Below are 24,924 nucleotides of genomic sequence, written 5' to 3' on the forward strand. Positions count from 1 at the left end.
CACCACAATGACCACCATGGACCCCCGAACCGCCGCACAACGCTTCGCCGACACCTGGCAACACGGATGGACCCACCACGACGTCGACAGCATCCTCACTCTGTACGCCGACGACGCCGTCCACACCTCGATGCCCTTCCGCCCGCCACACCGGGGGAGAGGGGCCATCGCCGACTACATCCGCTGGTCATTCACCAACGAGACGAACCCCGAGATCACCTTCGCCACACCCATCGTCGACGGAGACCAGGCGGCCATCGAATTCCACGCCCACACCATCGACAACGGCGCACCCGTCACCCTCGCCGGCTGCGTCTTCGCCCGCTTCGACCCCGACGGCCTCGCCGTCCAGACCCGCGACTACTGGCACACCACCGACGGCCACCACTGACCGGCACACGAAGCAGGGGAGTGGCCCCCACCGACACCCCGCACCGCGTCACACCCGACGCGGCCCCCGACGACCCACCCCGGTCAGCGAACCGCGCGCAACGCGGGCGCCACGCGAGCCGGCGGCACCTGAGCACCCGGCTGCTGAACCTGCTGCTGCATCGGCGCCACCGGGCGCGCCATCTGGCGCGTCTGCTCCGCCTCGGCCCGCCGCTCCTCGCAGCCACCCCCGCAGTAACCGTTCGTGACGATGAGCCGCCCCCGCAGCGTTGTGTACGAATCCCGCCCCGAAGCAGGCAGAACCCCCTGACAGACCGGGCATAAAACCGATTGGTTCCCCACGTGCTGCTCCTCTCGCGGCGCGATAGCAGATTCCCACCCTACGGGCCACGACCTTGCGAGAACAGCGAATCAACTGAAGGTCAAGCGTACGGTCACGGTCACGCATCGTCGCGAGAGCGGTCTACTTGACATAATGTTCATTATCAAGCAATGGGAGATGTCGTCCTCTGGACGGGCCGTGATCGCCAGATAGGATCCGCGCATGCCATAAATGGGTCTCCCCGAATTACTCATGCTGCTCTTCGCCGCCTTCGTCGTCATAGCCGTCGTCACCGGAGTCGTTCTCCTCGTCCTGGCCGTCAAGCGGCGATCGCGCTAGAACGACACAGTTCGCCAACGGCCTCTGACGCCGCCGCCGGGACGGCGCTACGATCAGTGCATGCTCAGCCTGGCGATCTCCACCCCGGGCCTTGTCGCGCTCACCGCCGTCGTCACCGCCGCGATCATCTACCTGATCATCCTGGCGGTGCGTCTGACCCATCGCCCCCGCAACAGCCCGGCCCCCAGCGACGACATGGTCGACAAGGCCCGCGAGCTCAAGGCGCTGGGTCAGGTGCGCGAGGCCGTCTTCCTGGTCCGCGGCGAGACCGGCATGAGCCACCGCGCCGCCACCCGCTACGTCAACCGCCTCTGACCTTCCCTGCGCCCCACCCGCACCCACGCCACTTCAGGGCCGAGCCACTGCGGATGCCGGGACGTGCGAGTGTTCACGGCCGAGGACCGCGCCGAAGGCGGCGGCCAGCAGAGGAAGCCCGACGACGACGGCCACAATCGCCGACCACGGGGTCTCGAACGGCACCCGTGCCGGATCATCCCACGTGATAGGCATCGTCAGGGGCCACAGCAGCAACATCCCGGCGGGGCAGCCGGCGACCGCGCCGAGGACCGTTCCGTACAGGGCGCTCAGACCCGCGCGAGAGGCGCAGAACCACTGGAAGGCCGCGGCCGATCCGTTTCCGGCCCGCCTCAGGACCCGGCCCTGGCGCGCGTTGGCGGCCTCGCCGAAGCCGGCGGTCAGCGCGCACGCGAGGGCGGCGAGGAGGGCTGCCACGACGCCGGGCACCCACCCGGTCGAAGCCTCGAAGCCTCGTTCGACGTACGCCTCCGCGACCGCGTCGTCCAGCCGGTCGTCAAGGCGCTTCTGCTCCTGCACCGTGACCTGGCGAAGGGTGGGATCGACGATCAGCTCATCCGGTTGCAGCCGGTAGCCGAGGTCCCGCACGATCTTCGAGGGGACGAAGATCGTCTCCATGTGCGGGTCGACGGTCCTGGCGGTGACCGCCGGCACGGTCTTGGTCTCCATCGTGTCGTCGTTCTCCTCGATCTCATAGAAGAGGTCGACCGAGTCGACCTTCACGTCGGCTGACGTGATCACCACGGCCGTGCCCTCGTCGTACGGCGTCGACTGATCGCCGGTGAGATACCGCAGCAGCTTCTCGTCACCGATGGCCTGATACTCGTAGAGGGCCTCCTCCGGCATCTCGACGTTCTCCGCGCGCGCCCCGAAGTGCCGAGATTCGCTCGAAGGGCGCTCGCTCTGGGCGATCGGCACCCCGGGTATCTCCCGTTCGATCGCCGCACGTACGGCGCCGGCATCGGCCGCCGAGAAAGGCTCTGCGAGGAAGACGCTCGACCGGACCAACAAGGTGCCCGGCCGGGCACGGGGAGAGTATTCGGCCCTGCTCTGCGACGTTTGGCCGACCGCGATGACCGTCAGCCCGACACCGAAGACCGTCGCCGTCATCGTCAGCGTGATCGCGCACGCCGCGCGAACACGACGACCGGCCAGGTCCCGGGCAGCCAGCCGCAAGGGCAGCGGCAGCCGTTCCGCGTACCGGCCGGGGATCTCCAGCAGCCACGCGGGCAGCGGGCCGAGACCGGCGACGAGCAGGCCCGCGCCGATGAGGGTGATCAGCAGTATCCCGAGGGCTTCGAAGCCGCCGTAGCGCGAATCCTCACGTGCCAGCCAGGCGCCGAGCCCCATCAGCCCGGCGCCGGCGAGTGACACGGACAGTCCCATGACGACGAATCGCCGGCTCATGGACTCATGGCGGTTGGGCGGGGCGGAGTGCATCGCGGCAAGGACGGCCCCGGATGCGATCGCTAAGGGAAGGCCCACGAACACGATCACAAAGGCGTAGGACACAAGATCGAGGAACATGGCGGAATGGTAGTGAGTCGCGACGGCGCCGCATAAGCATCAAGTCACCACATACGCGCGCCCGCCACGCTGGCCCACCCCCAGGAAAGACGGCCTGCCGTCTGAACGGAACACAGATTCGATACCGGACAGAAGGTGGATTCTGTTCGGTATAGCCGATATCCCATGCTCCGCCACGAAGCTACGCCGAACGCCCTGCTGCTTCTGGAGTACGAGGTGACCGGCCCAGCGCGCCAAGGCGAGTACGAGGGCGTCACCGCCTTCGCGTTCTGACAGCGCGCCGCTCGTGAGCGGCCAGGCGGCCCCACTCCCCCGGCGCGTGAGCCGCGCCGCCGCTTGGCCATCTCCTGACCGGTAGATGGAGGCGACGAGATGGTCTCGCCGCGACCCCTTCGACTACCGTGTGCGATATATCGAGCACATTGTGTCACTAAGGGGGTTGTTATGAAGGTCGCCTGCGTCGGTGGCGGACCCGCCAGCCTGTATTTCTCGATCCTGATGAAGCGGACCGACCCGTCCCATGACATCACCGTGTACGAGCGCAACCCGGCCGGGTCGACGTACGGGTGGGGGGTGACCTACTGGGACGAACTGCTCGATAATCTGCGCGGCGCCGACCCTGAGTCCGCTCAGGCCATCGACGAGAGCTCGGTCCGGTGGGACAGCTGGGCCGCGCACCTGGACGACCGCGCGGTGGTGACGGTGGAGAACGGTGAGGAGGGCTTCGGTCTCGGCCGGCACCGGTTGCTGTCGATCCTCACCGAGCGGGCCCTGTCGCTCGGTGTGCGTGTCGAGTTCGAGCGTGAGATCGCCGCCGAGGAGGAGGTGGCCGGCGCCGACCTGGTCATCGCGGGCGACGGCGTGAACAGCGGGTTGCGCGAGCGTCATGCCGAGCATTTCGGCACCGAGGTCGCGGTCGGCCGGAACATGTACATCTGGCTGGGCACGACCAGGGTGTTCGAGGCGTTCACGTTCGCCTTCGTGGAGACCGAGTGTGGCTGGATCTGGTGTTACGGCTATCCGTTCAGTGAGGGGCAGAGCACCTGTGTCGTCGAGTGCTCCCCCGCGACGTGGAGTGGGCTGGGGTTCGGGGAGGCGAACGAGGCCGACTGCCTGGGTCTGCTGGAGAAGTTGTTCGCGGGGATGCTGGACGGGCATCCGCTGGTCGGCCGGGCGCAGGCCGATGGCGGGGCGCACTGGCTGAACTTCCGTACGGTGACGAACCGGACGTGGTTCCGCGGCAATCTGGTGTTGCTCGGGGATGCCGCGCATACGACGCATTACTCCATCGGGGCGGGGACGGCGCTCGCGTTGGAGGACGCGGCCTTTCTGGTCGGCGCGTTGCACGGGGGGATGGAGTTGGAGCCCGCGCTGGCCGGTTTCGAGCGGGGGCGTCAGGTCGCGATCCGGGGTTCTCAGCGGGCGGCCCGTTACAGCGCCCGGTGGTACGAGAGTCTGCCGCGGTACATCGGTCTGCCGCCGGAGCAGTTGATCGCGGTGCTGGGCCAGCGGCATTCGCGGTTGCTTCCGCATGTGCCGCCGCGGTTGTTCTACCGGCTTGATCGGTTGTCGGGGTGGTGGGGGTCGTTGCGTGGGGGTGACCACTGACGGGCGCTCTCTTTTGTGGTGATTTGTCAGCGAAGTTTGCTCGGACGTGTCAAGATCGACGGGCTTGCCCATCCCCTCGAACGTCCGGAGGAACCTTCCGTTGCGGATCCTGCTTCTGTGCTCGTCGTTCAACGGCCTGACCCAGCGCGCCTGGCTGGAGCTGCGCCGGGCCGGTCACGATGTCAGCGTGGAGCTGGCGCTGTCGGAGCGGGTGATGCTCGAGGCGGTCGAGCTGGCCAAGCCGGATCTGGTGATCTGCCCGTTCCTGAAGGAGCGGGTGCCGGGGCGGCTGTGGCGTCACCACCGTACGGTCGTCATCCATCCGGGGCCGCCGGGTGATCGGGGGCCGTCGTCGCTGGACTGGGCGATCGCCGGCGCGGAGCCCGAGTGGGGGGTGACGGCGTTGCAGGCGGTGGAGGAGATGGACGCGGGCCCGATCTGGGGGTGGCGGACGTTCCCGCTGCCGGCCGAGCCGCCGCGCAAGTCGGCGTTGTACAACGGGGCGGTGGCGGACGCGGCGGTGGAGCTGGTCGTGGAGGTGGCGGCGAAGGCGGCGGATCCGGGGTTCGCGCCGGTGCCGCTGGACTATCGGCGGCCGGAGGTGCGGGGGCGCGCGCGGCCGGCGATGCGCCGGGCCGATCGGGAGTTCTCGTGGGCGGAGCCGACGGACGCGGTGGTGCGGCGGGTGCGGGCCGCCGACGGCGCTCCGGGCGGGCGGGCGGAGTTGTGCGGTCTGCCGGTGCGGGTGTTCGACGTGTACCGGGGTCCGGTGCCGCCGCTGCCGTCCGGGCCGCCGGGATCGGTGGTGGGCAGGGGCGAGGGTGCGGTGCTGGTGCGTACCGGCGACGGCTCGGTGTGGGTGGGGCAGTTGCGGCTGGACGCGCCGGGAGGTGTGAAGCTGCCGGCTGTCGCGGTGCTGGGTGAGCGGGTGGCCGGGGTGCCGGAGCGTCCGGGGTGGGGTGAGGTGACCTACGACCGTGGCGGGGATGTCGGGGTGGTGAGTTTCGACTTCCACAACGGGGCGATGTCGGCGGAGCAGTGCCTGAGGCTGGCGTCGGCGTTGCGGTACGCCGTGGCGCAGGACACGCGGGTGCTGGTGCTGCGCGGTGGTGAGGTGTTCTCCAACGGGATTCATCTGAACGTGATCCAGGCGGCGCTTCATCCGGAGGTGGAGGCGTGGCGCAACATCAACGCGATCAACCAGGTGTGCCGGGAGGTGATCGCGTGCACGGGGCAACTGGTGGTGGCGTCGGTGGCCGGCAACGCGGGTGCGGGCGGGGTGATGATGGCGCTGGGCGCGGATCGGGTGGTGGTGCGAAAGCCGGTGGTGCTGAATCCGCACTACCGGACGATGGGGTTGTACGGGTCGGAGTTCTGGACGTACGTGTTGCCGCGCCGGGTGGGGGCGTCGGTGGCGCGGCGGTTGACGGATGAGGCGTTGCCGGTGGGGGCCGTGGAGGCGGTGGAGCTGGGGCTGGCCGACCGGGTGGTGGCGGGGTCGCGGCTGGAGTTCGAGCGGCGGGTGGTGGAGTACGCCGAGCGGCTGGCGGCCGGCGGCGGCTTCGGGCGGTTGCTGACGGCCAAGCGGGAGGCGCGGGAGGTGGATGAGCGGCGTAAGCCGTTGGACGCGTACCGGGTGCAGGAGCTGGCGGAGATGAGCCGGGACATGTTCGATGATCGGAGCGGGTTCCGGGCGGCGCGGGAGGCGTTCGTGGGTAAGCGGGCGGCGGAGTCGACTCCGGCGCGGTTGGCGGTGCATCGGGAGTTGTCCGGCGCGTCGGGCGCGGATAACCCGATCGCATCTCATATGTGAGATATGGTCTCGTCCTGTGACAGACGATTATCTTGTACGGATTGGCCGGTTGATTCGGGACGCGCGTCAGCATCGTGGTTGGACGCAGCTTCAGCTGGCCGACGCGCTGGCGACGAGTCAGAGCGCGGTCAACCGGATCGAGCGCGGCAACCAGAACATCAGTCTTGAGATGATCGCGCGCATCGGTGAGGCGCTCGACAGCGAGATCGTGTCGCTGGGGTACGCGGGGCCGATGCATCTGCGGGTGGTGGGCGGCCGGCGGCTGTCGGGCAGCATCGACGTCAAGACGTCGAAGAACGCGTGCGTGGCGTTGCTGTGCGCGTCGCTGCTGAACTCGGGGCGGACGATCCTGCGGAAGGTGGCGCGGATCGAGGAGGTCTACCGGATCCTGGAGGTGCTCGCCTCGATCGGGGTGCGGGCGCGGTGGATCAACGAGGGCAACGATCTGGAGATCGTGCCTCCGGCGCGGCTGGAGCTGGAGGCGATGGACACCGAGGCGGCTCGCCGTACCCGGAGTGTGATCATGTTCCTCGGTCCGCTGATGCACCGGACCGAGCAGTTCAGGATCCCGTACGCGGGCGGGTGCGATCTGGGCACCCGTACGGTGCAGCCGCACATGTCGGCGCTGAGGCCCTTCGGCCTGGACATCACGGCCACGGGCGGCTTCTACCACGCGCGGGTGGATCGCAAGGTGTCGCCGTCGCGGCCGATCGTGCTGACCGAGCGGGGCGACACGGTGACGGAGAACGCGCTGCTGGCGGCGGCGCGGCACGACGGGGTGACGGTGATCCGCAACGCGTCGTCCAACTACATGGTGCAGGACCTGTGTTTCTTCCTGGAGCAGCTGGGCGTGCGGGTCGAGGGCATCGGCACGACGACGCTGACGGTGCACGGGGTGGCCTCGATCGAGCGGGACGTCGACTACTCCCCTTCCGAGGATCCGGTGGAGGCGATGAGCCTGCTGGCGGCGGCGGTGGTGACGTCGTCGGAGCTGACGATCTGCCGGGTGCCGGTGGAGTTCCTGGAGATCGAGCTGGCCGTGCTGGAGGAGATGGGCCTCGATCACGATCGGGGGGTGGAGTATCCGGCGGCGAACGGGCGCACCCGGCTGGTGGATCTGACGGTGCGGCCGTCGAAGCTGGTCTCCCCCATCGACAAGATCCATCCGATGCCGTTCCCGGGGCTGAACATCGACAATGTGCCGTTCTTCGCGGCGATCGCGGCGGCGGCGCAGGGCTCGACGCTGATCCATGACTGGGTCTACGACAACCGGGCGATCTATCTGACGGAGCTGACGCGGCTGGGCGCGTCGGTGAAGCTGCTGGATCCGCATCGGGTGCTGGTGGAGGGTCCGACGCGGTGGCGCAGCGCGGAGATGATGTGCCCGCCGGCGTTGCGTCCGGCGGTGGTGGTGCTGCTGGCGATGATGGCGGCCGAGGGCACGTCGGTGCTGCGCAACGTGTACGTGATCAACCGGGGGTATGAGGATCTGGCCGAGCGGTTGAACGCGCTGGGGGCTCGGATCGAGACGTTCCGCGACATCTGATTTTCTGTCGGTGGCGGCCGCTACCGTCTCCTCGTGGATCCTCGGGGTTGGGTTCTCGTGGCGAGGGTGAGGGGTGACGGTGCGGCCTGCGGAGCTCGAACGGGTGACGGTGGCGGAGGCGGCTGACCGCTATGTGGAGTTGGTGCGGGCCAAGTCGCTGACGGGCGCGTTGTCGCGGTCGACGGCCGAGGTCTACGCGCGTGACGTGGTGACGTTCGTGGCGCTGGCGGGCGCGGAGACGGTGCTCGACGATCTGACGGGCGCCGACATGGACGCGGTGCTGCTGGCGTTCGCCCGCAAGCCGGACGGGCGGCGCTCGGCCGCCCGGGGCGGCGGAGCCACCGGGGGTGCCGGGGGCGGCGGTGCGGGCGGTGAGGGGCGGGCCGGGGGCGCGTCGCAGTCGCCGTCGTCGCAGGCGCGTTTTCGCCGGTCGGTGTCGGCGTTGTTCAAGCACGCGGTGCTGGCCGGCTGGGTGCAGGTCGATCCGATGGCGTCGTCGACGGTGACGGCGCGGGAGCGGGGCGGGCTGCGGCCGGAGCGGCGGGCGTTGACGCGCGAGCAGGCGCAGGGGCTGATCGGCGCGGCGCGGTCGATGAGCGAGGAGCGCGGCGAGGGCCGGCGTGATCAGCGGATGGAGACGCGCGACGCGTTGATCGTGCTGTTGTTGTCGACGATGGGGCCGCGGGTGTCGGAGCTGGTGCGGGCCAACGTCGAGGATTTCTACACCAATGACGGGGTGCGTTACTGGCGGATCTTCGGCAAGGGGGGCCGCACGCGTGATGTGCCGCTCCCCCGCGACGTGGCGGCGGCGCTGGACGACTATCTGGCGCGGGGCCGGGCGGCGGTGCCGGACAAGGCGTTGCTGTTGTCGTGGCGGGGGCGGCGACTGGCGCGGGGCGACGTGCAGGCGGTGATCGACCGGGTGCGGGCTCGGGTGGATCCGGAGCGGCGGCGTTCGGTGACGCCGCACGGGTTACGGCATACGACGGCGACGCATCTGCTGGCCGACGCGGTCGACATGGACGCGGTGCGGCGGGTGCTGGGGCACAGCGACCTGTCGACGCTGGGGCGTTATCGTGACGAGTTGCCGGGTGAGCTGGAGGTGGCGATGCGGGCGCATCCGCTGCTGCGGGAGCCGCGGCCGTCCGAGTGACAGGTCTCCCCTGGGCGGTCTCCCCGGGCCGTCTCCCCTGGGCGGTCGTCGCTGGACTGGTCGACGGTGGCCCCCCCCGGGGGCGCTTGTGCCCTGAGCGGGCGGGTGCGCTCGGGTCAGTATCGGGTTCTTCACCGGTGGCGTGCCGAGCGGGCCGGCGGGTGTGCTCAGGTGGGGACGCTGGGGGTGAGCCGGGCGGCGAGGTGGTCGAGGGGGATGTGGAGGACCTCGGCGAGGGCGGCGATGGTGAAGAAGGCGGGGGTGGCGATGCGGCCGGTCTCGATCTTGCGGAGGGTCTCGGCGGACATGCCGGCGGCGGCGGCGACCTCGACGATGCTGCGTTCGCCTCGGGCTTGACGCAGGAGCAGGCCGAGGCGTTCGCCGCGCAGGCGTTCCTCGGGTGTCAGCGGAGGCCGTACCATGTGCCTCATTCTACAACCGGGATACAAATACCGTTCGGGATAGGAATACCGGTATGCGGGCCGGGTGGGCGGGTGCTCACGCCCGGCAGGCGCGGCCGGCCCGCAGGCGCGGGCGGCGCCGCGGCATGAGCGTGATGTTCTCGTCCGGGCCGTCAGGGTGCGCATGCGCGGCCCGCTCGGCACCGACGGACGCTACCCGCAGATGGACACCGGTTCCAGCTTCCTGAGGGCCGTCGCGCTCACCCCGGACAGGCCGCGCATGCGTACCATCCTCACCTACTTCCTGTCCGCCAACCCCGCCTCGGCGCACCACACCGACCAGACGGACCTCTTCTCGCGCGGCCCGTGGGTCACCGGGCGGTTCACCGAGGCCGAGATCGCCGCCGACCCGCATCTGAGGACCACCACGGTGCGCGGATGAGGTCTACGGCGTTCCGCGCCCGCGCCCGCGGCGGTGTGCCGGGTGCGGGCGCGGAAACCGCGGAACGTCACCTCGGGTGGGTCATCTGAAGGCGGCGATGTTGCGGATCGCCCACGCGGCGAACGTGCGGGGCGTGCGGCCGAGGACCTGTTCGACGTCGGGGCTGATCCTCCGCTCGGCGGGAGTGGGATCGCCGAGGATGTCGAGGGTGGTCTCGACCACGGGCTCGGGCATGAACCGCAGCATCTGCGCGCGGGCCTCGTCGCGGGTCTGCTCGACGAAGCGGATCGGCTCGCCGAGCGCGTCGCTGATCACCTCGGCTCGTTGCCGGGGCGTGCTGAGGGCCGACCCGGTCAACTCGTAGATCCGCCCGGCGTGACGGTCCTCGCGCAGGGCGGCCGCGGCTACCTCGCCGATGTCGGCCGGGTCGATGAGCGGCAGTCCGGTATCGCCGAAGGGCGCGGCGGCCGTGCGCCGCGTGCGGATCGTCTCGGCCCACGCCAAGGCGTTGGAGGCGAAGCCGCCGGGCCGCAGGATCGCCCAGTCCATGCCCGACCGCCGGATGGCGTCCTCGATGGACAGTCCCATGCGCCCATGGGAGGGCGACTCCGGCCGGGTTGCGACTCCTTAACGCGACCTCACCGCCCAGTACGGCTGCCCCACCGGAACCCTGGCCTCGGAGCTCGACAAACGCGCCGACGGTCTCGACCGGACCGTGGCCGAGGTCATGCGGGTCCTGATCGACTGGACCGAGCAACAGTTCCGCTCGATGGGCCGAAGCGACTCCCGCGACCTCGCGGTCGCCCTGATCGCCGCCTACCAGGGGATCTCGCTGCTCACCAACACCTTCCGCGACCCCGAGCTCATGACCCGCGAAGGCGACCGGCTGGAACACTGGATCGACTCGCTCGGCCGGCCGCCAGGAGATCCCGACGTCCGGCCGGCCGGCCCGCCACGAACTCGTCGGGCGAGCCGGTGACCAGCACGGCGGTGTCCGTGCCACATCTTTCGGCCCGCCGTTTGTCCTGCAGGGTGCACTCCGGTGAGCGCAAGGGTGAGCAGCCGGTCGGCCTGGGCCGCGCCGTCGGGTTCCCGCTCAACGGCCAGGCAGACAGTTGCTGCCGGGAGGGGAAGTGGCGGTGCAGCGTGGCCGAGCCGAAAGTGGCGGATCGAACAGCACATCACCCGGCTGAGCCTGCCCGCGACCTTCTTGCGCCCGGTCTCCTTCATGGAGAACTACACCGGCGCCTACCACCTGCACGACGCCACCGTGGCCACCGCGTTCGCCGCTGACGTACCCCAGCAGGTCATGGCCGTCGACGACGTCGGCGCCTTCGCCGCGTTGGCCTTCGCCCAGCCGGGCGAGTGGATCGGGCGCGCGGTCGACCTGGCCGGGGACGAACTGACCCCGCGCCAGATCGCCGCGGCCATCTCCGAAGCCGTCGGCCGGCCGCTGCCGTACATCCAGATCCCGATCGAGGCGATCGCGCAGATCGGCGAGGAGTTCGCCTTCGCCTATACCTGGCTCAACGAACGCGGCTACCGCGCCGGCCTCCCCTTCACCCGCGTGCTGCACCCCGGCCTGATAGACCTGCGCACCTGGCTGCAGCGGACGGGAGCGGCCCAGATCACCGGTTTCCTGGCCGCCCAGGACACTGCCAAGCAGGACCGATGAGCGCGCTCGGCCTCCGAGGGCCTCGGCTATCCGGCCCTGTGGTTTCCCGAGACGACCGGCCGCGAGGCGATGACCCAGGCCGCTCTGCCGCTGTCGGCCACCCGGCAGACGGTCATCGCCACCGGCACCGTCAGCATTTACGCCCGCGACGCGGTCAGCGCCGCTGCTGCGCAGCGCACCCCGCACCGCCCAGAGTCCTGGCCGCGCTGGGCCCGAAGATGCTCCAGCTCGCCGCCGAACGCGCCTGCGGCGCCCACCCGCTGGGCATGCCGGTCAAGCACACTCACCGGGCCAGAAGCCTGCTCGGGCCGCAAGCGCTGCTGGCGGTCACCCAGCTCGTTGTCCTGGACTCATCCCGCGCCCGCGCGGCCGAGCTGGCCCGGGCCTACGCGGCCGCCGCCCTGCCCAACCGGCTCGCGCTGCTGCGCGACCTGGGATTCGACGACGCCACATCCCTCAGCGACCGGCCGGTCGACGCCTTGGTCGCCACCGGCGGGCCCGAGGACATCGCTCGAAGGGTCGAGCTGCACCTCGACGCCGGTGCGGATCACGTCAGCCTGCATGTGCTGACGGCCACACCAGACGAGCCGCCATTGCGTCAATGGCACGAGCTTGCCGCACAGTTGCTGTGAGCGAGCTCCTGATCAACATCCACGCTCACGGCGTCAGAGCGGCGGCCAGAAAGCCGCGCAGCGCGGCGGTCACCTCGACGGGACGTTCCAGCGGTGGCAGGTGGCCGGTCTCCGGCAGGTCGACGCGGCGCGCACCCGGAATGCCCGCCGCCAGCAGCCCGGACACCTCCTGGATGCCCGGCACGTCCGCCAGCCCATTGATCACCAAGGTGGGCGCGGCCACCTCACCCAGCCGGCCGGCCGCCGGCGGGTCGAGCTGCCGCTCGGCGGCAGGCGGGCCGCTCCACTCGCGGCGGAACACCTCCCGGCACATCTCCACCGCGGCCTCCCACACCTCGTCGGACAGATCGGCCCGGCCCCGGTCGGGACCGGCCACCTGCCACAACGTGTGAGCCCTGGCGATGGCCAGCGTGTCAGCCGGATCGACCCGGCCCGCGGACCCGTCGCGATAGCGGGCCAGCCGGTCGGCCGGCACCGCGCCCCGCACCCGTTCGCCCGCCTGGGCCAGCATCTCCGGCGGCCACGAGTGCCCCGACAGGCCGGAACAGATGAGCACCAGCCCCGCCACCCGCTCCGGCGCCACGAGCGCGGCCTCCAGAGCGTAGGCGCCACCCATCGACGAACCCACCAGCACGGCCCGCCGCACGCCCAGCGCGTCGAGCACCGCCAGCAGATCCTCGTGATGGCACACCCACTCGCCGGGATCACCCGACTCGCCGTGGCCACGCCAGTCGTAGCGGATCACCCGGTGCCACCGCGACAGCTCCCGGAACTGGTGCTCCCACATGCGCCGATCGGCCACCCCGGCGTGCGAGAACACCACCGCCACGTCACCGCCCGGCCCCGCCTCGTCGTACCCGATCCCCAACGTGTCGATCAGCGCCATGCGCGCACCGTACCGCCGGGAAGACGGCGGCAGGCGGCCCGTTCGCCACCAGCACACCTCGCTCGTCTGGCGGTGTGCGGCGGCGTGGCGGATGTGGTGGAGCTGGTGCGGTACCACCCGCGAGAATGCCGACCGCCGCCCCAGACCCCGCCCGCGACCCCCCCAGACCGGCCACAGCACCCGCCCGGCGACCACCCCCGCGCCGGCCGACGCGCCGGCTCCAGGGCGCTCCCGCCGGCCCAGACCCGGCTCACGCACCGAGACCGAGAGCAGCCGCCGTGACCGCGCGCGCCCGCGACGGCGCCATCAGCAACTCCGCCGAATCCGACACCTGGTCCACGTTCCCCACCAACGGCAACGCCCTGACCACCGGATCCGACACCGCCTCCAGCAACGCCCGCGCGAACCGGTCACCCCCGATCACCTGGAACGGCCGATCGTGGAAACCACGCACCCGCTCATCCAGCCGCTCCGCCAGCGCCACCCGGTTCTGCAACGCCGCCACCCGCCCGTACGCCGCCGCCAGACCGCTCTCCCGAGCCCGCCACGACCGCGCCGCCAACGCCGACCCCAACGCCTCCCCCAGCTCCGCCGACCCTGGCAACCGCGCCAGCGCACTACCGAGCCACTTCGCGTACGGCGGATAACGCCGCCGCAACAACAACGCCAGCCGCATCACCTCACGCGCCAGCCGCGCCGCCACCACCGCCGACCCCAGCTCGTCACCCACCTCCCCGCACCGCCCGGGAAACGGCTCCTCCTGCGCGATGCGCCGCCACTGACACGCCAGCACATACCGCCACACGTCAGCCGGATACCACCGCAACGCCGCCCGGACCTCCTCCAACCGGCCCAGCCCATCATGGAAGACCTCACCCCCCGTCACCTCGGCCAGGCTCTGCCACGGCACCGACAACCAGTCGAGCAGCGAAATCCCACCGCCGCCCTCCGGATCGAACCCGAGCCGCCCCTCCAGCCACACCCCCAGATCCGCCACCTCGACCCCCGGCCGCACCACCCCGTGATAGTCGAACACCGTCTCAAAACCGCGAAACCGGCCAGGCAGCCCCGCCACCACCCTCGTCTCCACGGCCTCCACGGCCTCCGGCGCCGTGAACACCAGTACCCGCGGACCCCAGTCATGGTCGGCCGAACGCCCCGTGTCGAACGCCAGCACCTCAGACCCCGGCCCGATCAACGCGGCACTGTGCGGCACACCGGCCACCAGCGGCGCCACCACCTCGGCGTAGAACGCGCGGGACAACTCAATACCAGGCACAAAATCGGACATCACACCGCCCACTGTGCCTGACGTCCTCCGCAACCTCACCCGAATTAATCCCCCGAACCGTTCGCCCCGGGCTCAGCCGCAGCGAACAGGCTCAGCGGAGCCGCGACGACCTCACCGGAACCCGCCCGTACCCGATCCGCTCGTACACCCCGATCGCCGACGGATTGTCATCGTCCACCATCAGCGCCACCCGCCCATGCGCCGCCACCAGCTCACCCGACACCCACCGGCACACCCGCTCGGCCAGCCCCCGCCCCCGCCAGGCCACCGCCGTCGCCACCCCCGCCACCAACCCCACCGACGGAGCACTCCACGCATCGGCCGCCACCGCCACCAACCGCCCCTCCACCCGCAACCCGGCCCACCGCCGCACCCCGGCCCCGCCCGGCACCGCGTACGACCGCGGCGCCGCCTCCGCCAGCAACGCCGCCACCTCCCCGTCGACCTCCGGCCCCAGCCACCCCACCTCACCCGCGGCAACACCGGATCGAGCCCCACCCGCACGCACCACACCATCACCACGCGTGAACGACCCGCCGGGCAGGCTCATCCACGAGAACGCCCCCGAGACCTCCAGCCCCTCGACCTTCGACGCCACCTCGGCCACCAGCTCAGCCCCGCCCAGCGGCCGGAACGACGGCCCCACCTCCGCCAGCGCGTACCGCACCAACTCCACCGCGTCCGCCACGCCGCCCCACACCGCCAGCCGGTCACCCCGCGCCACCCCCGGCGCCGCCGCCACCACCGCGTCACCCAGCGCCCACGCCCGAGCCCCGCCCGTCAGCCCCTGCGCCACCCACACCAGCAGATCGTCATCACCACACGCCGCCCGCACCCGGTCCGGCGAGGTCAGCTCACGCATCACAAAATCGCGCCCGGACGGTAGGCGGCCGCCTCCGGATACGCCGCCACCAGCTCACCCACCTGCTGCGACACCGCCTCCACCTGATCAGCAGCCGCCCCCGTGAACGACACCCGATCAGCCAGCAACCCCTCCAACGCCGCCCGATCCAGCGGGAACCGCTCATCGGCCGCCAGCCGATCCAGCAACTCGTTGGCCACCCCACGCGACCGCATCGCCAGCGCCGACGCCACCGCGTGCTCCTTGATCAGCTCATGTGCCTGCTCACGGCCCACACCCGCCCGCACCGCCGCCATCAGCATCTTCGTCGTCGCCAGGAACGGCAGGTAACGATCGAGCTCCGCCGCGATCACCGCGGGGAACGCCCCGAACTCGTCCAGCACCGTCAACATCGTCTCCACCAGACCGTCGAAGGCGAAGAACGCGTCCGGCAACGCCACCCGGCGCACCACCGAACACGACACGTCACCCTCGTTCCACTGGTCGCCCGCCAGCTCCCCCACCATCGAGGCGTAACCCCGCAACACCACCGCCAGCCCGTTGACCCGCTCGCACGACCGGGTGTTCATCTTGTGCGGCATCGCCGACGAGCCGACCTGCCCCTCCTTGAACCCCTCCGTCACCAGCTCGTGCCCCGCCATCAACCGGATCGTCTTGGCCAGCGACGACGGCGCCGCCGCCAGCTGCACCAACGCCGACACCACCTCGAAGTCCAGCGACCGCGGATAGACCTGCCCCACACTCGTCAACCGCCGCCCGAACCCCAGATGCGCCGCCACCCGCCCCTCCAGCTCGGCCAGCTTGCCGCGATCACCGCCCAGCAGGTCCAGCATGTCCTGCGCGGTGCCCACCGGCCCCTTGATCCCGCGCAACGGGTAGCGCCCGACCAGCTCCTCCAGCCGCCGGAACCCCACCAGCAGCTCGTCGGCCGCCGACGCGAACCGCTTGCCCAGCGTCGTCGCCTGCGCCGCCACATTGTGCGAACGGCCCGCCACCACCGTCGCCTCGTGCTCCTCCGCCAGCGACGCCAGCCGCGCCAGCAACGCCACCACCCGATCACGCACCAGCAGCAGGCTGTCACGCACCTGCAACTGCTCGACGTTCTCCGTCAGGTCACGCGAGGTCATCCCCTTGTGCACCTGCTCATGCCCGGCCAGCGCGTTGAACTCCTCGATGCGCGCCTTCACGTCGTGCCGGGTCACCCGCTCCCGCGCCGCGATCGACTCCAGATCGACCCGCTCGACCACCTTCTCGTAGTCGGCCACCGCGCCCTCGGGCACCGCCACGCCCAGCTCCGCCTGCGCCCGCAACACCGCCAGCCACAACCGGCGCTCCGCCACCACCTTGTACTCGGGCGACCACAACCGGGCCAGCTCCGGCGAGGCATAACGAGCGGCCAGGACATCAGGGATACGCGGCTTCGAAGTCACGTCGGACAAGTCTATTCACCCGGCTCCACCCGCACCGCACCAGGCCCGCGACCGGATCGGCCGCCCGTCAGACCTCACCCCGATCGGGGTATGACCGGCAACGAGCACACCCGGGGGAAGGAGGACGGCGATGGACAACGACCAGGTGAACGCCTTCATGGAACGGTTCGTGACCGACCTGGCGGCGACCGACGCCGCCGGCTCCGTCGTGATCGGTCACCGGCTCGGCCTCTACCGCGCCCTCACCCGAGGACCCGCGACCCCGGAGGAGTTCGCCGAACGCACCGGATGCCACCCGCGCTACCTCACCGAATGGCTGCGCGGCCAGGCCGCCGGCGGCTACGTCGAGCACGATCCCCGAACCGGCCGGTTCTCCCTGACCGAGGAACAGGCGTTCTGCCTGGCCGACCCCGACGGCCCCAACGTGCCGGCGGCCTTCCTCATCGCCCTGGGCATGCTGCGCGCCGAACCACGCATCACCGAGGCGTTCCGCACCGGCGCCGGCGTCGGCTGGCACGAACACCACGAGGACGTCTTCATCGGATGCGACGCCTTCTTCCGGCCCGGCTACGCCGCCGCGCTGGTCCCGGACTGGATCCCCGCCCTGGACGGCGTCGACGCCAAGCTCACCGCCGGCGCCCGGGTCGCCGACGTCGGCTGCGGCCTCGGCTCCTCGTCGATCCTGCTCGCCGAGGCCTACCCGCGCACCACGGTCACCGGCTTCGACTACCACGCCGAATCGATCGCGCGGGCCCGCGCGCGGGCCGCCGAGAAGGGGCTCACCGACCGGGTCGGCTTCGAGGTGGCCACCGCGCAGACGTTCACCGGCGCCGACGTCGACCTGGTGACCATGTTCGACTGCCTGCACGACATGGGAGACCCGCTCGGAGCGGCCCGGCGGGTACGCGAGGCGCTGGCTCCGGACGGCACGTGGCTCCTGGTGGAGCCGTTCGCCTCCGACCGGGTCGAGGAGAACTTCACCCCCATAGGGCGGCTGTACTACAGCGCCTCCACGTTCCTGTGCGTCCCCAACGGGCTGTCCCAGCCGGGCGGGTACGCGCTCGGCGCGCAGGCCGGTGAGGCCGCGATCCACGAGGTGATGACGGACGCGGGCTTCACCCGGTTCCGGCGGGCCGCGCAGACCCCGTTCAATCTGGTCTACGAGATCCGGCGGTGACCCCTCCTCCGCCGGTGGCGGAACCAGCCGGCCACCAGCCCGTCGGACCGGGCACTCGACTCCGGGCGGCATTGGCGGATGTTGTGGTTGTTCTGTCGGTGTATGTAATTTGCGTGAACGACATGTCCTTTACAATGTAGATTCTTTCCTGCGATATTCCGCCACACCCTCTGACTGGCTCATCAAGTATTTTCCAATCGCTTGATGAGCGAACGAGCGCACGGTGAAGCCTCAAACAAGCACCTGGGACAGCAGGGGGAAACGAACACATGGAACAGACGATCCTCACACCGCTCCAGTCCGGCGACACCAAGCTGCTGACCGCGAAACTCTTCCTCGACGAGCTGATCGCGTGGACCGACGCCAACCTCGACACGATCACGGGATGGTGGGCCAACCCGGGAGAGGGCTGGGAGGACTCGCTGAGAACCGCCTTCACGCTGCACCTGCAGAAGAAGTACCTCTGGGCCGACCTGGGAGCTCCGCTGACGCGGAACGTCTACCCCACCGCGAAAATGGCCTGCGACTGGGTGCTCAACGGCACCGTCGCCGCCCGCGCCTCCGACAAGGTCATCGTCGAGGTGAAGGTCCAGACGATCGACGCGGCGAAGAACTTCAGAAGCAACTTCGAAAACGACATCGAGAAACTCGACAAGGTCGACACGGCCTACGCCGACTGCCTTCGGCTGGCCATCGGCGTCTTCTTCACCAGAGATTACGACCCGAACCAGAAGAAGTCCGCTCCCAAACCGAAAAAGGCTCACGAGCCCATGGAGTCCGCCGGCACCTCGCAGGGCTTCACGAAATGGCTCAACGCGTTCCACCACGTCTACTTCTCCGACACCTACAATCCGGACCCGCGGAAGCCGGGATCGGTGACCGCGACCCGGGTGCGCAAGGCCGGAGCGATCCACAGCGACAAGGGCGGCGAGGGCATCGTCAGAGCCGAGGGCGTCCCGCTGACGGACGAGGACGTCAGCGAGCTCGGCATCGTCTGGGCCCTGCTCCCCTCGAAGAACGAGCTGCGGAGGCAGCAGCAGGCGGAGAAGGCGGCCCAGGAGAAGGCGGCCCAGGAGAAGAGGGGGAAGTCGGAGAAGAGGGCGAGAGAGGAGACCGACTCGGATCAGGAAGAGGGGGCGAGTTCGTCCGACTCGGTGTTCGAGAAGAAGCCGCCGACCAAGCGGGCCAACACCACCGACAAATGATCGACCGGCGCTCGTGCACCGGCCTGGAGAAGTCAGCTCAGCGTGGCCGCCTTGCGCAGCAGCACTGAGCGTTCGCGCTGGTTGACGCACAGCCGGGCCGCCAGCTCCCACTCGGCGCGTGCCTCCGGTTGCCGGCCGAGTCGGGCCAGCAGCTCACCGCGTACGGTCGGGACCAGATGCGAACCGGGGAGCCTGTCCGAGGCGATCAGCTCGTCCACGATGGCCAGGGCTTGCGCCGGGCCCGAGGCCATGGCCACGGCGACGGCCCGGTTGAGCTCGACCACCGGCGAGGGCGCGACCCGGCCGAGTGCCTCGTAGAGCAGCACGATCCGGTCCCAGTCGGTCGCCTCGACCGAGGACGCCGACGCGTGGGTGGCGGCGATCGCGGCCTGCAGGCCGTAGGGGCCGAGACCGCGAGTCGACGCCTTCGCCAGCGCGGCCAGCCCACGACGGATCGCCGAGAAGTCCCACAGCCGCCGGTCCTGGTCCTCAAGCAGGACCGGCGAACCGTCCGGCCCGGTCCGGGCCGGGAAACGCGCGGCCGTCAGCTCGCACAACGCGAGCAGGCCGTGCACCTCGGGCTCGTCCGGCTGCAGCGCGGCCAGCGTACGGGCCAGCCGGATCGCCTCGTACGCGACGTCGGGGCGCAGCAGCCGGTCGCCCGACGTGGCCGTCGACCCCTCGGTGAAGATCACGTAGAGGACGCTCAGCACGCCGCCCAGCCGCTCCCGGCGCTCGGCGGCCGGTGGCAGCTCGAACGGCACCCCGGCCGCCGCGATCGTCTTCTTGCCCCGGGTGATGCGGGCCTGCACGGTCGGCACGGGCACGAGGAACGCGCGGGCGATCTCCTCGCTCGACAGGCCGCCGACCACGCGCAGGGTCAGCGCCACCCGGGCCTCCGGGGAGAGCACCGGATGGCAGCTGATGAACATCAGCGCCAGCACGTCGTCGTCGATCTTGTCGGGATCGATTTCGTCGTCGACCACCGGGCCGGCCGCCAGCAGGGCGTATCGGTCCTGAAGGGCGGTCCGGCGGCGGATCGCGTCGATCGCCCGCCGCCGGGCCGTGGCCATCAGCCAGCCGGCCGGATTCGCCGGAGAGGCGAGCGGCCATGACACCAGCGCCTCGGCCACCGCCTCCTGGGCCGCGTCCTCGGCCAGCCCGAAATCACCGGTGAACCGGGTCAGCGCGGCGACGATCCGTGCCGACTCGATCCGCCAGACGGCCTCGACATCGGCCGTACCCATCAGATCCGGCCGATGCTCTCGCACCCGGCCCAGTCCTTGATGATCACTCGTCGACCTGCGGGACCTCGTCGTTCCCCGGCACCCGCCGGACCTCGATCTTGGCCCCGGGGGCCGCCGGGACCCGCTTGGCCCACTCGACCGCCTCCTGTCCCGAGGCGACGTCGAGCAGGAAGAAGCCCCCGAACAGTTCCTTGGTCTCGCCGTACGGACCGTCCGTGACCACCGGGACCTCGCCGCTGAAATCGACCACAACGCTCCGGGCCGGATCGTCCAGCCCTTCCGCCGCGAGGAGAACACCGGCCTTGACCATCTCCTCGATGAACTGGTGGGTCGAGGCCATCATCTCGTCGATGTCGGCCATCATGGCCGCGTTCGACTCGTCGGTGCCCCGCATGATCAGCATGTACTTCGGCATCGCGCTCTCCTCGTCCGGCGAGGCCGCCTCTCGGCCCTCGCACCCACACGTCGAACGAGCGGCCCACGGATCGACACGGCCCCGGAGAAATCTCTCGCCGCGGCGCAGCCGATCCCTCCGGCCCGCGTTTCGCCCGTCACAGCGGCCCCTGAGCGAGGGCTGACGCGGACGCCCTGCTGATCAGAAAGCCTATCTTCCTATCTCACGAGCAAGACCGGCTGGTCGGTGAGGACCGCATCGACGCGCTGCTCGACCTCACTCCGAGGCCGGGGACCACCGAGGTATTCCTGAACCTCAGGATCGGTCGAGAGGAGGAAGCCCTCGCCATCCTGTGATGGCGAGGGCTCGCTCATGGAGCGCGGGATGTGGTGACCCGCCGGGCGGCTGACGCCTCAATGGGGTCAGGCCGGCTGACCGGCCAGACTCTCCTTCCCCGCGCCGTCCACGTCCGGGCTGGACGGCGCACCGGCGCCGGGACGGCGCCGCAGCCGCTCCTTCGCCCGCTCCACCATGACGTACAGCGTCGGCACCAGCACCAGCGTCAGCAACGTCGACGTCACCAGCCCGCCGATCACCACGATCGCCAGCGGCTGCGAGATGAACCCGCCCGACCCCGTCACCCCCAACGCCATCGGCGTCAGCGCGCAGATCGTGGCCACCGCCGTCATCAGGATCGGCCGCAACCTGCGGCGGCCGCCCTCGATCACCGCCTCCACGACCCCCATTCCCTGATCCCGATACTGGTTGATCAGGTCGATCAGCACGATCGCGTTCGTCACCACGATCCCGATCAGCATCAACATGCCGATCAACGCCGGCACGCCCATCGCCGTGTCCGTCACGACCAGCAGCCCCACCGCGCCCGTCGCCGCGAACGGGATCGACACCAGCAGGATCAACGGCTGCACGAAACTCCGGAACGTCGCCACCATGATCATGAACACGATCGCGATCGCCGCCAGCATCGCCAGCCCCAGATCCGCGAACGCCTCCTCCTGGTCCGCCGACGCGCCACCGATCTCGTACGACGCGCCGCCGCCCAGCGCCAGCCCCTTCAGCCGGTCGGTCAGCGACTGCGTCACACTGCCCAGGTCACTGCTCGTCGTCTTGGCCGACACCGTCGCCGAACGGGCGCCGTCGATCCGCGTCACCTGCGTCGGCCCGCCGACCTGCTTCACCTCGGCCACCGACGACAGCTTCACCAGCCCCGAGGCCGTCGGCAACGACAGCGCCCCGATCTCCTTGACGTCGGCCGGCGCCACGCCGCCGCGCAGCACCAGATCACTCGCCCGGCCGTCCAGCGTCACCTGGCCCAGCGGCGCCCCGCGGAACGCCTGCGCCACCGCCTGACCGATCTGCGCCTCCGACAGTCCCTTCTCGGCCGCCTTCGCCCGATCGACCCGCACCTCCACACGCGGCGCGCTCGTCTCCAGGTTGGACGACACGTCACGCAGGCCGGACACCTGACCCATCTCCGACGCGACCGTCTCCGCGGCCGTCCGCAGCGCCGCGAGGTCCGGCGCCTTCACGATCACCTGCACGGTGTCCGTGGCGAACCCGCCGCCCTGCATGCCGCCGACCTGCACCTCGCCGACGTTCGACAACCCGGCCAGCCGGTCGCGCAACGCCTGCTCCACCGCCGGCGTGTCGGCGTCCTCGGCGACCGTCACCGAGTACGACGCCCGATCCGCGCTGCCACCGGCGCCGCCCATCATGGCGTTGCCGCCGCCCACGGTCACCTGGTAGGACTCCACCCCGTCGAGGTCCGCCAGCACGCCCTCCACCTGCTGGGCCGCCTTGTCGGTGGTCGCCAGGTCGGTGCCGGCCGGCATCCGCTGGCTCACCGAGATCGTGTCCTGTCCCGAAGAGTCCAGGAAGTTCGTCTGCAGCTGCCCGGCCAAGCCCATCGTGCCGACGAACACCGCCAGCCCGATCAGCACCGTCACCAGCTTGAACCGCGTCGCGAACCGCAACACCGGCAGGTACGCCCGCTGCAACGGACTGCGCAGCTCCTTCGCCTCCGCCTCGGCGCGCTGCGCCCGCGCCTCCTCCGGCGTCAGCTCCGGCGCCTTCAGGAACCAGTACGCCAGCACCGGCACCACCGTCAGCGACACCAGCAGCGACGCCAGCAGCGCCACCGCCACCGTGATCGCGAATGGCGAGAACAGCTCGCCCACCATCCCGCCGACCACCGCGATCGGCGCGAACACCGCCACCGTCGTCAGCGTCGACGCCGTCACCGCGCCCGACACCTCGCGCACCCCGGTCAGGATGGCCGCGCGCTTCTCCTCGCCGTAGCCGAGGTGCCGTTTGATGTTCTCCAGCACCACGATCGAGTCGTCCACCACCCGGCCGATCGCGATCGTCATCGCGCCCAGCGTCAGCATGTTCAGCGAGTGGTCGCCCACCCACAACGCGATCAACGCGATCACCACCGACAGCGGGATCGACACCGCCGTCACCACCGTCGAACGCACCGACAGCAGGAACACCAGGATGACCAGCACCGCGAACGCGAGCCCCAGCAGACCCTCGGTGGTCAGGTCCTCGATCGACTTCTCCACGTACGGCGCCTGGTCGAACACCACCTCCACCGCCCTGTCCGACGAGTCGCCCAGCGCCTTGGTCAGCTCGGGCAGCTTGTCGCGCACCTCGTGCGAGATGGTCACCGCGTTGCCGTCCGGCGACATCGTCACCGACACGCCGAGGCTCGTCTTGCCGCCGGTCCGCGTGATCGTGGTCGGCTCCGCCAGGGCGCGCTCCACCTTGGCGACATCACCGAGCTTGACCGGCTTCAGCGCCCGCTGCACGGTCTGCGGCTGACCCGCCTGCGGCTGACCCGCCTGGGGCTGGGTCTGCCCCGTCTGCGGCTGGCCGGTCTGCGGCCGGCCCGGCTGGGGCTGCGCCGGCTGGGCCTGCGGCTGCGCGGGCGTCAGGTACAACGCCTTCAGCTCGGCGATCGAATCGACCCGGGCGCCCACCTGCACGGTCAGCGACTTGCCGTCGGCGGTCAGCGTGCCCGCCGGGATCGGGGTGCCGTTCGCCTTCAGCGCCTCGGGGATCTGCGCCGGAGACACGCCCGCCAGCGCCATCTTCCCGAGGTCGGGCGTGATGGTCACGACCTCCTCGCGGGTGCCGGTGACCGCGACCTCCCGCACACCCTCGATCGCCTGCAACTCCGGCACCATGGTCTGGCGCAGCTTGTCCGCCATCGCGCGCGGATCGCCACCGTCGCCCACCGCCAGCACCATCACCGGGATGTCGTCGGTGCTGCCCGCCACGACCTGCGGCTCAACCCCCACCGGCAAGCGCCCCTGGAGCCGGCTCACGGCCTGCTGCATCTTGCTGATCGACGACTCGATGTCCGTGCCGTACTCGAAGGCCACCTGGATCTGCGCCAGGCCCTCCTGGGACGTCGAAGTGGTCTGCTCCAGGCCGGCGATGCCCTGGAAGGACTCCTCCAGCGGGGCGGTGACCTGCTCCTCCACGATCTCCGGTGAGGCGCCGGGATAGGGTGCCACCACGAACGCCCCGGGAAACTCCAGCGACGGCAGCAACTGCTGTTTCAACTGCGGGATCGTGAACGCGCCGAACGCGGTGATCACGACCGCGATGAGGATCACGAGGCTGCGGTTGGCGAGGCTCAACCGGGCGAATGCGGTCATCAGGGTCCTTCCGAGAGTTCGGCCCAGACTAACACTTCGCCTCATACGAATATTTAGCCTCACCCGATCTTCCTGGTAACCTTCTCAGGAACGAGAGGTGAGCGTGAAGAACGAACGCGATGACCTGATCCACCGGATCACAGAAGCCCAGCGTGGCCTCGGCCGGGCCTTCGCCCAGCACCAGTCCCCTCTTTTCGCGTCCAACCTCACGATGCGCCAGCTGAAGGTCGTCATGCTCCTGTCGATCCACGGCTCGGCCTCCGGCCAGGAGCTCGCCACCGGCCTCGGCGTCGGCCTCGGCACGGTCACCGGCATCGTCGACCGCCTCGTCGCCCAGGGCCTGGTGAGCAGGCACGAGGACCCGCACGACCGGCGCGTACGCCGCGTCGAGCTGACCGACGCCGGCCTCAGGCTCATGGAGGAGATCAACGACGCCGGCCTGGAGCAGTACAACCTCATCATGCGGCATCTCGACATCGACACCCTGCGCGCCCTCGACATGGTGCTCGGCCGTATCTGCGCCGTGGCCGACGAGCTCTTCGGCCCGTCGAGGGGTTCGGGTTGTGGTGGTTGAGAGGGTCAA

The 24,924-nt window shown here is 70.3% G+C and carries 22 protein-coding genes and 1 pseudogene; 13 read left to right on the forward strand and 10 right to left on the reverse strand.

Going from position 1 to position 24,924, the window contains the following annotated elements:
- Positions 1–16: 16 nt before the first annotated feature.
- Both IEY82_RS04980 and IEY82_RS04985 read left to right on the forward strand, forming a co-directional pair.
- Positions 17–391, forward strand: coding sequence for a nuclear transport factor 2 family protein (locus tag IEY82_RS04980; protein ID WP_189122779.1), 375 nt, complete (start codon positions 17–19; stop codon positions 389–391).
- A gap of 720 nt (positions 392–1,111) precedes the next feature.
- The gene (locus IEY82_RS04985; RefSeq protein WP_189122780.1) at positions 1,112–1,366 is read left to right on the forward strand and encodes a hypothetical protein; all 255 of its coding nucleotides are present in this window, start codon (positions 1,112–1,114) and stop codon (positions 1,364–1,366) included.
- Between the two features lie 33 nt (positions 1,367–1,399).
- Here the strand turns inward: IEY82_RS04985 and IEY82_RS04990 are convergent, their stop codons facing one another.
- Entirely contained in the window at positions 1,400–2,893 is a 1,494-nt protein-coding gene (locus tag IEY82_RS04990) for a hypothetical protein (protein WP_189122781.1), read from the reverse strand.
- Between the two features lie 444 nt (positions 2,894–3,337).
- Here IEY82_RS04990 and IEY82_RS05000 point away from each other — a divergent pair, with 444 nt between their 5' ends.
- The 4 genes from IEY82_RS05000 to IEY82_RS05015 all read left to right on the forward strand — a co-directional run bounded on the left by IEY82_RS05000 (position 3,338) and on the right by IEY82_RS05015 (position 9,013).
- Positions 3,338–4,501: an FAD-dependent monooxygenase gene (locus IEY82_RS05000; protein ID WP_189122782.1), complete on the forward strand. Its 1,164-nt coding sequence runs from the start codon at positions 3,338–3,340 to the stop codon at positions 4,499–4,501.
- A gap of 100 nt (positions 4,502–4,601) precedes the next feature.
- Positions 4,602–6,314 carry an enoyl-CoA hydratase-related protein gene (locus IEY82_RS05005; RefSeq protein WP_189122783.1) on the forward strand — a complete coding sequence of 571 codons (1,713 nt, stop codon included), beginning with the start codon at positions 4,602–4,604 and terminating at the stop codon, positions 6,312–6,314.
- Positions 6,315–6,363: 49 nt separating this feature from the next.
- Positions 6,364–7,860 carry a UDP-N-acetylglucosamine 1-carboxyvinyltransferase gene (locus tag IEY82_RS05010; RefSeq protein ID WP_229697549.1) on the forward strand — a complete coding sequence of 499 codons (1,497 nt, stop codon included), beginning with the start codon at positions 6,364–6,366 and terminating at the stop codon, positions 7,858–7,860.
- 79 nt (positions 7,861–7,939) lie between these two features.
- Positions 7,940–9,013 (forward strand): tyrosine-type recombinase/integrase, encoded by a 1,074-nt coding sequence (locus IEY82_RS05015; protein ID WP_189123114.1) that lies wholly within the window; start codon positions 7,940–7,942, stop codon positions 9,011–9,013.
- A gap of 167 nt (positions 9,014–9,180) precedes the next feature.
- On the opposite strand, the gene IEY82_RS05020 is transcribed toward IEY82_RS05015, so the two are convergent.
- A complete protein-coding gene (locus tag IEY82_RS05020) occupies positions 9,181–9,435 on the reverse strand; it encodes a helix-turn-helix domain-containing protein (protein WP_189122785.1) in 255 nt (84 codons plus the stop codon).
- Positions 9,436–9,598: 163 nt separating this feature from the next.
- Between IEY82_RS05020 and IEY82_RS05025 the strand changes: the two genes are divergently transcribed.
- On the forward strand, positions 9,599–9,856 hold the full coding sequence (locus tag IEY82_RS05025; RefSeq protein WP_225262279.1) for a penicillin acylase family protein: 258 nt from the start codon (positions 9,599–9,601) through the stop codon (positions 9,854–9,856).
- A gap of 81 nt (positions 9,857–9,937) precedes the next feature.
- On the opposite strand, the gene IEY82_RS05030 is transcribed toward IEY82_RS05025, so the two are convergent.
- Positions 9,938–10,444 carry a Rossmann-fold NAD(P)-binding domain-containing protein gene (locus IEY82_RS05030; protein ID WP_189122786.1) on the reverse strand — a complete coding sequence of 169 codons (507 nt, stop codon included), beginning with the start codon at positions 10,442–10,444 and terminating at the stop codon, positions 9,938–9,940.
- A 70-nt stretch (positions 10,445–10,514) separates the two neighbouring features.
- Between IEY82_RS05030 and IEY82_RS05035 the strand changes: the two are divergent.
- The 3 genes and pseudogenes from IEY82_RS05035 to IEY82_RS05045 form a co-directional block, all read left to right on the forward strand.
- A pseudogene (locus IEY82_RS05035) lies at positions 10,515–10,835 on the forward strand (hypothetical protein); the annotation flags it as partial.
- Positions 10,836–10,910: 75 nt separating this feature from the next.
- A complete protein-coding gene (locus IEY82_RS05040) occupies positions 10,911–11,531 on the forward strand; it encodes an NmrA family NAD(P)-binding protein (protein ID WP_225262341.1) in 621 nt (206 codons plus the stop codon).
- A 218-nt stretch (positions 11,532–11,749) separates the two neighbouring features.
- Entirely contained in the window at positions 11,750–12,163 is a 414-nt protein-coding gene (locus tag IEY82_RS05045) for an LLM class oxidoreductase (protein WP_189122788.1), read from the forward strand.
- A 25-nt stretch (positions 12,164–12,188) separates the two neighbouring features.
- Here the strand turns inward: IEY82_RS05045 and IEY82_RS05050 are convergent, their stop codons facing one another.
- The 4 genes from IEY82_RS05050 to purB form a co-directional block, all read right to left on the reverse strand.
- Entirely contained in the window at positions 12,189–13,049 is an 861-nt protein-coding gene (locus IEY82_RS05050) for an alpha/beta hydrolase (protein WP_189122789.1), read from the reverse strand.
- A 250-nt stretch (positions 13,050–13,299) separates the two neighbouring features.
- Complete coding sequence (locus IEY82_RS05055; protein ID WP_189123115.1) at positions 13,300–14,340, reverse strand: DUF4037 domain-containing protein; 1,041 nt, start codon at positions 14,338–14,340, stop codon at positions 13,300–13,302.
- Positions 14,341–14,431: 91 nt separating this feature from the next.
- Positions 14,432–15,202: a GNAT family N-acetyltransferase gene (locus IEY82_RS05060; protein WP_189122790.1), complete on the reverse strand. Its 771-nt coding sequence runs from the start codon at positions 15,200–15,202 to the stop codon at positions 14,432–14,434.
- Complete coding sequence (gene purB / locus IEY82_RS05065) at positions 15,202–16,632, reverse strand: adenylosuccinate lyase (protein WP_189122791.1); 1,431 nt, start codon at positions 16,630–16,632, stop codon at positions 15,202–15,204. Before purB ends, IEY82_RS05060 begins: the two co-directional genes overlap by 1 nt.
- A 130-nt stretch (positions 16,633–16,762) precedes the next feature.
- On the opposite strand from purB, the gene IEY82_RS05070 reads away from it, so the two are divergent.
- Both IEY82_RS05070 and IEY82_RS05075 read left to right on the forward strand, forming a co-directional pair.
- Positions 16,763–17,809, forward strand: coding sequence for a class I SAM-dependent methyltransferase (locus tag IEY82_RS05070; protein ID WP_189122792.1), 1,047 nt, complete (start codon positions 16,763–16,765; stop codon positions 17,807–17,809).
- A 269-nt stretch (positions 17,810–18,078) separates the two neighbouring features.
- Positions 18,079–19,014: a hypothetical protein gene (locus IEY82_RS05075; protein ID WP_189122793.1), complete on the forward strand. Its 936-nt coding sequence runs from the start codon at positions 18,079–18,081 to the stop codon at positions 19,012–19,014.
- 32 nt (positions 19,015–19,046) lie between these two features.
- Here the strand turns inward: IEY82_RS05075 and IEY82_RS05080 are convergent, their stop codons facing one another.
- From IEY82_RS05080 to IEY82_RS05090, 3 genes are all read right to left on the reverse strand, one after another.
- Positions 19,047–20,261 (reverse strand): RNA polymerase sigma factor, encoded by a 1,215-nt coding sequence (locus IEY82_RS05080; RefSeq protein ID WP_189123116.1) that lies wholly within the window; start codon positions 20,259–20,261, stop codon positions 19,047–19,049.
- 43 nt (positions 20,262–20,304) lie between these two features.
- Positions 20,305–20,676 carry a YciI family protein gene (locus IEY82_RS05085; RefSeq protein WP_189122794.1) on the reverse strand — a complete coding sequence of 124 codons (372 nt, stop codon included), beginning with the start codon at positions 20,674–20,676 and terminating at the stop codon, positions 20,305–20,307.
- Positions 20,677–21,077: 401 nt separating this feature from the next.
- Complete coding sequence (locus IEY82_RS05090) at positions 21,078–24,341, reverse strand: efflux RND transporter permease subunit (protein WP_189122795.1); 3,264 nt, start codon at positions 24,339–24,341, stop codon at positions 21,078–21,080.
- 97 nt (positions 24,342–24,438) lie between these two features.
- Here IEY82_RS05090 and IEY82_RS05095 point away from each other — a divergent pair, with 97 nt between their 5' ends.
- Positions 24,439–24,915 (forward strand): MarR family winged helix-turn-helix transcriptional regulator, encoded by a 477-nt coding sequence (locus IEY82_RS05095; protein ID WP_189122796.1) that lies wholly within the window; start codon positions 24,439–24,441, stop codon positions 24,913–24,915.
- The last annotated feature ends 9 nt before the right edge of the window (positions 24,916–24,924 follow it).

The organism is Nonomuraea cavernae (genome assembly GCF_014646355.1).
GTDB lineage: Bacteria > Actinomycetota > Actinomycetes > Streptosporangiales > Streptosporangiaceae > Nonomuraea > Nonomuraea cavernae.